The sequence below is a fragment of the Granulicella sp. L60 genome, from assembly GCF_009765825.1.
In the GTDB taxonomy this organism is placed as follows: domain Bacteria; phylum Acidobacteriota; class Terriglobia; order Terriglobales; family Acidobacteriaceae; genus Edaphobacter.
The window spans coordinates 741,967-751,301 of the sequence record NZ_LMUR01000010.1 but is presented as its reverse complement, the minus strand read 5'-3'; the positions used below and the strand labels follow the sequence as shown (position 1 = coordinate 751,301).

Below are 9,335 nucleotides of genomic sequence, written 5' to 3'. Positions count from 1 at the left end.
ATCGATGTGCCCGATCGTTCCGATGTTTACGTGCGGCTTTGACCGGTCAAACTTTTCCTTGCCCATGACTGCTCGTCTCCTCGTGTTGGCCGGCGCGTGCACCGGGGTTCAGGTAAATACTTCAAACGAAACTAAACTTGCAAAACTAAAACTCTGTGGCGAAGCGTGCCGATCAGGATATCGATCAGTAGTACGCGTACAGCTTGAAGAACGTCTCCCGCAGCTCCGGTGCGACGCGTTCCAGGCTGGCGAGATACAGCTCGCGAATCTGGCCCTGGTCGGAGTTGCCCAGCCTGCCGTACTCCGCAGCCGTGGACGCTCCCAGATACCCTTTGCTAAGGACCGTTTCAAAGTCGCGGATACGCAGCTTCGAGCGCTCCAGAGACTTCAGAAAATCCGCTACGCGTCCTGAAGAGAAAGATCCTTCAACTGCCGCCTTCACCGCGTTGAAGGTCTCCGGATCGGAGACGGTAAGTACAGGTTGCTGATACAGACTACTCAACACACTCTCCTGCGGCCTTCGACGTCAAAGCCGCGTTCTAAATCTTTGGAGCGGGAGACGGGAATCGGACCCGCGACCAACAGCTTGGAAGGCTGTGACTCTACCACTGAGTTACTCCCGCTTACCTGCCAAAATCTAGGCGGAACAAAAATCTGGAGCTGACGGAGAGGCTTGAACTCTCGACCTCTCCCTTACCAAGGGAGTGCTCTACCACTGAGCTACGCCAGCATGACAAAACCTGAAAACAAAACTCTTGAAAATCTTTACCTTACAATCCTACCGCGAACGAAGCCGTCCGAGTATGACACGGAAGGCAAAAAATCCTAACAAGACCCATGTCAGCGATTGAAACTTGCCTGGCTCCATCGTCTGCCAGACAGCCATCGCCAACACCCCCAGGATAGCCAGCGCAATCCACATCCTTCCGCTGCCTGCAGGGCTTAGATCCAAAACACTCACCAGTACTGCAACGTTCCACTTGCAACTTCGAAAAACAACTACAAAATTATGGTGCACAGGGGAGGATTCGAACCTCCGTAACTCGAAGAGTGGCAGATTTACAGTCTGCTGCCATTAACCACTCGGCCACCTGTGCACACCCTGCTTGAACTCCAGCGCACAGCCCACAACCAAACCTATCAAGCCCGCAGCCGATCCTGACCGCGAATCGAGCGGGTACATCACCTTGAAGGAATGACCGGAGGTCTGCAACACCAGAACGGCAAGCAGTACAACCAAATCCGTCTTTCTTGTTCCGCTATGTGGAACTGGAGCTGGCGAAGGGACTTGAACCCCCGACCCTCTGATTACAAATCAGATGCTCTACCAGCTGAGCTACGCCAGCCCACACAACATTTGCTCTCTGTAAGCTCAGCCGCCCGACGCGCAGCAGTGCCCGCGCAGAGTGCGCCGCAGAGGTAACTTTAGCATAGCGCGGGCGTCGTAGCAATGACCCCTTATCCCTCACTGCAGTAACTATCCTCTTCTTCGGTCATGCTACGATATTTGCGTTCTCAGGCCTATCTTCTAACTTCTCTCTAATCCCTGGAGGCGTCCTTCGATGTTCCGTTTGCGCTCAATCGCTGTGTGCCTATTCGCACTAACCTCTGCTGTGACGCTCGCGCAACAGGCGCTCAACAACGACGCTGTCGTGAAGCTTGCAAAGTCGGGTATAGGGGATGACCTCGTAGTCGCCACCGTCAATGCCCAGCCTGGAACGTACTCCCTGACCACCGACGACATGATGTCCCTCAAGAAACAGGGCGTATCGGACAAGGTGATTGCCGCGATGATCGCGAAGGCAAATGCCCCAGCCGCGCCAGTCGCTGGCGGCGCTACTCCTGCCATCGCCGGTATAGACGAGGTCGGCGTCTACTACAAAGACCGGAACGGCAGCTGGGTGGCAATGGCGCCGGAGATCGTCAATTACAAGTCCGGCGGCGTGCTGAAGAGCTTTGCAAGCCAAGGCATCATCAAGCAGGATAAAAACGGCCACATTGAAGGAGACTCCGCGAAGCTCGCCGTCACAAAGCCTGTGGACTTTCTGCTTTATGTTACCGAGGGCACGGCGCCTGCCGAGTATCAGTTGCTGAAGCTGCGTCCAAGCAATGGCAAGAGCCGTGAATTTCGCTCTCAGACTGGCGGCGTGATCCACAACTCTACCGGAGCCAGCCGCGATGATATTGAATTCACCGCTACCAAGGTTGCGACGCGCATGTATCAGGTGACTTTACCCACCAGCGCGACTCCTGGAGAGTATGGCATCTTGCCACCGGGCGCGATTACCTCGTCAAACGCAGCGAGCGGCGGAAAGATCTACACCTTCAAGGTTCTTGAATAGCTCTGGACAGATGCCAGGCGGAGACGACGCGACGCGAGGCCATAAACGACCGGCGATAGTCTATGCTTATCTGTGGAAGCCCCGAAGTCGAGGCTTCGTACTGACCATGCAGATATCTCGCCTGACCGGCCATGCTCCTGATGCGTAAGCGCACACGTTACTCCCTGCTGCTGATGCTGGCGCTGATGGCTGCGCTGGTCGTCGCCCTCGTGCTGCGAAAGGCCGCTCCACCCGAGGCCGCACGCCTTCTGCCGGAGTCCGACGCCATCGTCTACGCCAACCTGAAGCCTCTCCGCGCCGCGACCCACTTCGATCGCTCCCCTGTCGTACGCAGCCCCGAGTACCAGCAGTTCATCGATGCCACCGGCATCGTACCTGAGCGCGACCTCGACGCAGCCGCCTTCGCCCTGCACCGCATGGACGACCCCAACGGACCCAACGGCCCGGTCGGCTACTCCGAAGTCTTCGAAGGCCGCTTCGACGGCGAGCGCCTCACCCGCTATCTCACCTCCATCGCCACTGCAAAAGAGACCTACGCCGGCCACGAGATCTTCACCGTCCCCGTCGGCGACGGCCACATCACGCGGCCTCTTCGCATCGCGCAGCTCGGCTACGACACCATCGCCGCCTCGAACATGCCGACCGTCGAGCAAATCCACTCCATCCTCGACCGCAACCGCGCCGCAGCCTCGCCCTTCTCCGGCTCCTCGCTGCTCTCCGCACGCTACCGCGACGTGCCCGCCTTCTCCAGCGCCTGGGCCATCGGCCACATCGGACTTCCCTTCTCCGATCGCGGCTACATCAGCGTCTTCGGCCTGCAACTGCCTCTGCCCGAGGACACCACCTTCGTCGCCAGCCTTCGTTATCTGGGCACGCTTCACATGCGCATCGAGCAGATCACCCCCACCGAAGCCGAGGCGGCCCACGCAACCGAAACCCTGACCACGCTGCTCACCCTCCTCAAAACCGTCCAGCAGGCCCAGGCGCAGTTGCAGCAGAACGCCGCCTCCAACGCATCCTTTCGCGATCTCATCGACTCTTCAAAGATCGAGCAGCACAAAGATCGGGCCGTGCTCACCGCGAATATCCCGCTCGAACTCATCAAGCAACTTGGCTCCCCGGCGTCCGCTCCACAGCAGTAGATCTTTACCCTCCATTCACCGTTCCATCGCCAAATCAAAGAGAACAAACGATCCTCTACCGCTGAGAGCCACACCAGCGCACGCGCACGGTTCTTCTTGCGTCAAACTTTAATTGCGTCCCATTCGTCAAAGTGATCGAGCCTTTCACATCGTCAAATCGCAAGCTGATTCGAGCAGGCGGCCAAAGCATCCAACGAATCGTAAGCTTTTGTTCGCACTCCGATTCTTCTCACATCCCTATTCTTTTTCACGCTCCAACTTTTTTTCACGCTCCAAGTTTTTCATGCTCCAAGGAGAGATGGTTATGCATAGATTTTCTATTCCTGCTCTTCGCATCCTGGCCCTGGCCTCCGTCGCTTCAGTGCTGCCCGCCGCGGTCTTCGCTCAGTCCGGCGGCGTCATCACCGGCCAGGACGCCTTCACCGACTACTCGCAGGAGCACCCCGGCGTCCGCCGTAAGATCACCCTCGCCGACCTGCCCGAACCCAAGGAAGACCAGTCCACCGATAACGGCGCCAGCCTCATCCCGCGGCCCGAAGGCGCATGGCCCGTCGCACCCAAGGGCTTCAAGGTCGAGATCTACGCCCAGGGCTTCACCGAGCCACGCCTGATGCGCACAGCACCCAACGGCGATATCTTCCTCGCCGACTCCCACGGCGACAAAATTATGGTCCTGCGCGGCGTAGGCCCCGACGGCAAGGCGAAGCAGGTCTCCACCTTCGCAACTGGCCTCGACCTTCCATTCGGCATCGCCTTCTATCCCAGCGGACCGAATCCCAAGTGGGTCTACGTCGGCAACACCAGGACCGTAGTCCGCTTCCCGTACAAGTCCGGCGACCTCGTCGCAACCGGCGCGCCCGAGACCATCGTCGCCCAGCTCCCCGGCTTCGCCCAGCTTCGCGGCGGCGGCCACTGGACGCGCGACGTCGTCTTCTCCCCCGACGGCACAAAGATGTTGGTCTCTGTCGGCTCTGCCTCCAACGTCGACGATCCAGACACCCATCCCAACGAGTTTCACCGCGCTGACGTGCTCGAGTTCACCCCCGAGGGCAAGTTCCTCAAGGTCTACGCCAGCGGCATCCGCAACTGCGTGGGCGAGGCCATCAACCCAACCACCGGCCAGCTCTGGTGCTCCACCAACGAGCGCGACCGGCTGGGCAACAACCTCGTCCCCGACTACATCACCAGCGTCAAGGAAGACGGCTTCTACGGATGGCCCTGGTACTACATGGGCGGCCACCAGGACCCACGCCTGATGGGAACGCACCCGGAGCTGAAGGACAAGGTCATCACGCCCGACGTCCTCCTGCAGCCGCACTTCGCCTCGCTCGAGATGGTCTTCTACAACGGCAAGCAGTTCCCGTCCTCGTTCACAGGCGATGCCTTTGCCGCCGAACACGGCTCGTGGAACAAGTCCAAGCGCGCCGGCTACGAGGTCATCCTCGTTCCCATGCGTAACGGCCACGCCACCGGCGAGTACGAGGACTTTCTCACCGGCTTCGTTACGCCGGATGGCAAGGTCTGGGGACGGCCAGTCGGCGTAACCACAGGCAATGACGGCTCGCTCTTCGTCTCCGACGATGGAACGAAGACCATCTGGCACGTCATCTACACAGGAAAATAAAACGGAAGTAATGCAGGAAAAAAATAGAGGAGCGGCACGGGAGCAATGGCCGCTCCTCTTTCTGTTCTGCGATCTGTACAGCTCTGTTAGATAGCAGACTCGAATGCATACATCAGATCTGCATCCGACAACTTAAGCTCCGGCACGTATGCCACGTCACGCCGGCCGGTGGCCAGGGTGACCATCGCCTCAAAGCACTCCGCATCCAGTTGTTTGGGCACCAGCTTCTTCATGATCGATATCGTCTGGTCGAGATTGATGCCTGCACGATACGGACGATCCTCAGACAGAGCGCCGTACACATCCGCCACCGCGATAATGCGGGACTCCAGCGAGAGATCGGGCTCGATCAGATGATTGGGATAACCCGAGCCATCCAGCTTCTCGTGATGCTCGCCCGCGATCACCGCCATCTCTCGAAACGGCCCGACGCGCTCCAGAATGCGGCGCGTCATCGTGGGATGCTCGTAGACCGCCTCCCACTCAGCAGAGTTCAGCGCACTCTTCTTGTCGAGAACGGTGTTCGACACGCCCAGCTTGCCGACGTCATGCAGAAGAGCCGCACGGCGAACCAGTTGCACGCGGTCCGGCGACAGTCCAAGATTGTTAGCGATCCCGAACGCAGCGTCCGCCACACCCACCGAATGACGGAAGGTAAAGTGTGACTTGGCATCAACTACATCCGCGAACGCCTCGCAGATCTGATCGATCTGGCCCGGGTCCAGCTTCCGTCGCCGGTCGCCATCGAGGTCCAGAACAGCCTGCCGCGTATCTTCCTCGCAGTCGCCCGGAAGGCAATGCGTCCACAAGGCGCCGCGACGATCGAGCGACATGGCGATGCGGACCAGCGACGGATCGAACCACGTCCCGCTGCGATCCTGAAGAGTCTCGATGGCCTGCCGGGTTCCGCGTCCTGCGGAGAAGACATCCAGATGTTGTGCGATCGAACAGATACGTGCGAGCAGCGGAATCTGCTCACCCTTCACACTGTCCGGATAGCCGCTGCCGTCCCAGTGCTCGTCCAGGCTGCGAACAGCACCCGCCGCCAACTGCCCCATGCCGAGCTTGCTGATGATGCTCGCACCACGGTCGCAGCGCAGAGCGATCATCTCTTCATTATTCTTATGCTGATTGGCTCCGAGATGAAGTATCCGGCCGATCCTTGCCGCCGTGCCCGAGTGCGGAAGAACGTTCTTCCACAGCAGCTTCAGCGACGATACCGTCGGTCGGCCCACCTTGGTCCAGTCTTCGAACTTCACGCCCGCCTTCACCGCTCGGTCGTCCCCGCCGATAATCTCGCACATGCGGCTCGCGTTGCTGCTGCAGCCGATATCCTTCAACAGAAGTGCAAAGTAAAGGCTGCTGGTCTGGTCGGAGGGTAGCTTCGCCTCCTCGGCAATGCGCATACCCAGCAGACAGCTACGCAGTGCATGCCCGTGAACAGCTCCTTCGGTCAGGTCCAGCGCGTAGGACAGCGCAGAGATGATCTCGGAGAGGGAGATGGAGCCGTCTTGATCCTGTTCGCCCTGCTGGAAGGAAGCGGAGGTCTGAACCATGCGAATCTCGTTCCTTCATAGATCCAGAGGAAGAACTCTCTGGAGGATGGCTCGTAGCTCCATGCTGGCGGCTTACGACGCTCTGAGAAATATATCGGCCACCATGGCGGCAGGCATATGCCCCGAAAGATGCAGCGAAGATCACAAGGTCCGATACGGGAATGGCCACACGCCGCATTCGCCGAGATGCCTTCCACCACAAAAAACTCAGGGATGACCTTATCGGTCATCCCTGTCGTCCTACCCACTCACTCAATCTTCTACTAGCCTGTGATAGTGATGCGTTACTGACCGGCCGTCTGTTCGCTGCCCAGATCCGCCAGCGTCGTCCGCAGATACTTGTGCGGGTTCACCGGTGTGTTGTGAATCCGAACCTCATAGTGCAGATGCGAGCCCGTCGTGCGTCCGCTGTGTCCGACATACCCGATCACCTCACCGCGCACCACCGTCTGTCCCGCGATCACGGCAAAGCCTGACATATGGCCATACACCGTCTCAACGCCATGTCCGTGGTCGATCACAACCTCGCGTCCATAGCCGTTCGCCATCTCAGCCTGCTTCACCGTGCCATCGCCCGTAGCCCGAATAGGAACGCCGTTCGGCGCAGAGATATCAATACCCGTATGGAACTCACCCTCGCCATTACCCAAAATAGGATCCTCACGCTGGCCAAAGCTGCTCGTGATCGGTCCCATGATCGGCCAAAGCGTAGGCACATAAGCAGCGTCCAGATTTCCCATCCCATTGCCGAAGACATCGCCGGAGCTATAGCCGGGCGTACCAAGATTCGAGATCGCTCGCGAAGCCATTCCGCTCATCGCCGAGCTGCGCAGCGCATAGAAAGAGTCCAGCGACTTGTAATACCCGTCATTGGTCAGATCCGTCGACGTTCCCGCCAGAGGCGTCGTAGCAACCTCAGCCACACCCGCAGACTTGCCGTGGCGTCTATCGGTCAGCTTGCCCATGGGCGTCGCCAGCTTGCTCGCCGTCAGGCCGTACAGCGCGGACACCTCGCTTGCCAGAGAGCCCAGCGACGCCGCCTCCACGTCCTTCTCATGCGCAGCCAGTTCGAGATGCGCATAGTCCTTTTGAAGGGAGTTGTGATCCTGCCGAAGCTGGTTGAAGCGTGCCGTTTTAATCAGCATCCGCGAGTACGATCCTGCCAGCCCCGTAATCGTGAACATACCGATCACTGCAGCAGCAACGAAAACATACGCATAGTGAAGAGGCACTGGCACCTTGTTTAGGTGACCATCTTCGTCGCGGCTGACGAACATTATGTAATAACGCTTTTTAAGCTTCAAGCACAGATCCTGACCCGAAAGTTGTCCGCGAATCAAGCCGCGGCCCGGAGAGTACGTTATCGGCGCAAATCACGAAAGCAATATCAACTTCGCCAATTACCATTCCAGACTGGAATTCTATCGCGAGCTTCCTCTACAAGCGTAACAAACGGGGTACCCCGGCGCAACCTCGCACGACTCGGAATTCACGATCCGCGTACCACAAATGGGTCACAAATGGAACGTAACGTGCTCCATGTATGCTGCCTTCAGCGTGAAAACACCACCCTCCCCAACCGGCGAACTCGGCCTGATCGAGCAGATCCGCCAAACCTTCCCCGCCACCAGCAAGGCAGTCACCCTCGGCATCGGCGACGACTGCGCCATCCTCCGTCCGCCATCCGGCTGCGAAGTCCTCGTCACCACCGACTTCACCCTTGAAGGCCGTCACTTCCGACGCGACCTGCACCCTCCCGAGTCGGTAGGCCACCGCTGCCTCGCCCGTGGCCTCAGCGATCTCGCCGCAATGGGCGCAGAGCCGATCGCCGCCTTTCTCTCCCTCGCGCTTCCCGCCGCCATGCTCTCCAGCCCCGCAGGTCGAATCTGGGTCGCACGCTTCTTCGACGGCCTCCGCGCACTCGCCGAGCTGCACAGCGTACCCCTCGCCGGCGGCGACACCTCCGAGTCCCCCGGAGGCAGCCACGCCAACATCCTCGCCGACATAGTCCTCATCGGCTCCGCACCAAAAGGCAAGGCCCTGCGCCGCTCCGGAGCCTCGCCCGGCGACCTCCTCTACGTCACCGGACATCTAGGCGGAGCCCACGCCGAACTGACCTCCCTGTTGAAAGTCCGCACCAAGCCCGCCAGCAAGACCACCAGCAAAGTCCTCAAAGTCCGCACCTTCGAAAACCATCCCCACCTCTTCCCGGAGCCGCGTCTCGACGTAGGCGAAGCCCTCCAGCGCCGCAGCCTCGCCACCGCCTGCCTCGATCTCAGCGACGGTCTCTCCACCGACCTCGCCCACCTCTGCCGAGCCTCCAACGTCTGCGCCGAGATTGAACAAGCCGCCATCCCCATACACCCCCAGGCGCGCAAGCTCTCACCAGCGGCCGCTCTCCACGCCATCCTGCACGGCGGCGAAGACTACGAACTACTCTTCACCGCACCCGCCTCCACTCGCATACCCTCATCACTCGCCGGAGTTCCGATCACACCCATCGGCAGCATCACACGCAAGCGCGCAAACCAACCCCTCATTACTCTGATCGCACCGGACGACACGCGAACACCGTTAGAGCCGGGCGGCTGGGAGCACTTCTCCAAACCCACGAAGCCGACGAGAAAAACCACGCGCTGAGCCTGCTACCATCAATCGAATCTGCCGGAAT

8 protein-coding genes and 4 tRNA genes are annotated in these 9,335 nt (G+C 59.6%); 4 read left to right on the top strand and 8 right to left on the bottom strand.

Features of this window, described 5'->3' with window-relative positions; genetic code table 11:
- Positions 1-184: 184 nt before the first annotated feature.
- The 6 genes from GSQ82_RS06335 to GSQ82_RS06310 all read right to left on the bottom strand — a co-directional run bounded on the left by GSQ82_RS06335 (position 185) and on the right by GSQ82_RS06310 (position 1,346).
- Positions 185-505 carry a hypothetical protein gene (locus tag GSQ82_RS06335; RefSeq protein ID WP_371417159.1) on the bottom strand — a complete coding sequence of 107 codons (321 nt, stop codon included), beginning with the start codon at positions 503-505 and terminating at the stop codon, positions 185-187.
- A gap of 43 nt (positions 506-548) precedes the next feature.
- Positions 549-623 (bottom strand) — tRNA-Gly (locus GSQ82_RS06330).
- Between the two features lie 32 nt (positions 624-655).
- Positions 656-730 (bottom strand) — tRNA-Thr (locus GSQ82_RS06325).
- Between the two features lie 48 nt (positions 731-778).
- Positions 779-961 (bottom strand): hypothetical protein, encoded by a 183-nt coding sequence (locus GSQ82_RS06320; protein ID WP_158791263.1) that lies wholly within the window; start codon positions 959-961, stop codon positions 779-781.
- A 49-nt stretch (positions 962-1,010) separates the two neighbouring features.
- Positions 1,011-1,097 (bottom strand) — tRNA-Tyr (locus GSQ82_RS06315).
- A 173-nt stretch (positions 1,098-1,270) separates the two neighbouring features.
- Positions 1,271-1,346: transfer RNA gene (locus GSQ82_RS06310), tRNA-Thr, on the bottom strand.
- A 216-nt stretch (positions 1,347-1,562) separates the two neighbouring features.
- Between GSQ82_RS06310 and GSQ82_RS06305 the strand changes: the two genes are divergently transcribed.
- The 3 genes from GSQ82_RS06305 to GSQ82_RS06295 all read left to right on the top strand — a co-directional run bounded on the left by GSQ82_RS06305 (position 1,563) and on the right by GSQ82_RS06295 (position 5,108).
- Positions 1,563-2,342, top strand: coding sequence for a hypothetical protein (locus tag GSQ82_RS06305; protein WP_158791261.1), 780 nt, complete (start codon positions 1,563-1,565; stop codon positions 2,340-2,342).
- 140 nt (positions 2,343-2,482) lie between these two features.
- The gene (locus GSQ82_RS06300) at positions 2,483-3,484 is read left to right on the top strand and encodes a hypothetical protein (protein ID WP_254061453.1); all 1,002 of its coding nucleotides are present in this window, start codon (positions 2,483-2,485) and stop codon (positions 3,482-3,484) included.
- A 304-nt stretch (positions 3,485-3,788) separates the two neighbouring features.
- Positions 3,789-5,108 carry a sorbosone dehydrogenase family protein gene (locus GSQ82_RS06295; protein WP_158791257.1) on the top strand — a complete coding sequence of 440 codons (1,320 nt, stop codon included), beginning with the start codon at positions 3,789-3,791 and terminating at the stop codon, positions 5,106-5,108.
- Positions 5,109-5,194: 86 nt separating this feature from the next.
- On the opposite strand, the gene GSQ82_RS06290 is transcribed toward GSQ82_RS06295, so the two are convergent.
- Both GSQ82_RS06290 and GSQ82_RS06285 read right to left on the bottom strand, forming a co-directional pair.
- Complete coding sequence (locus GSQ82_RS06290) at positions 5,195-6,664, bottom strand: HD-GYP domain-containing protein (RefSeq protein WP_158791255.1); 1,470 nt, start codon at positions 6,662-6,664, stop codon at positions 5,195-5,197.
- Positions 6,665-6,948: 284 nt separating this feature from the next.
- Positions 6,949-7,941, bottom strand: a complete 993-nt coding sequence (locus tag GSQ82_RS06285; RefSeq protein WP_158791355.1) for a M23 family metallopeptidase — start codon at positions 7,939-7,941, stop codon at positions 6,949-6,951.
- Between the two features lie 262 nt (positions 7,942-8,203).
- On the opposite strand from GSQ82_RS06285, the gene thiL reads away from it, so the two are divergent.
- Positions 8,204-9,304 carry a thiamine-phosphate kinase gene (gene thiL, locus GSQ82_RS06280; RefSeq protein WP_158791253.1) on the top strand — a complete coding sequence of 367 codons (1,101 nt, stop codon included), beginning with the start codon at positions 8,204-8,206 and terminating at the stop codon, positions 9,302-9,304.
- The last annotated feature ends 31 nt before the right edge of the window (positions 9,305-9,335 follow it).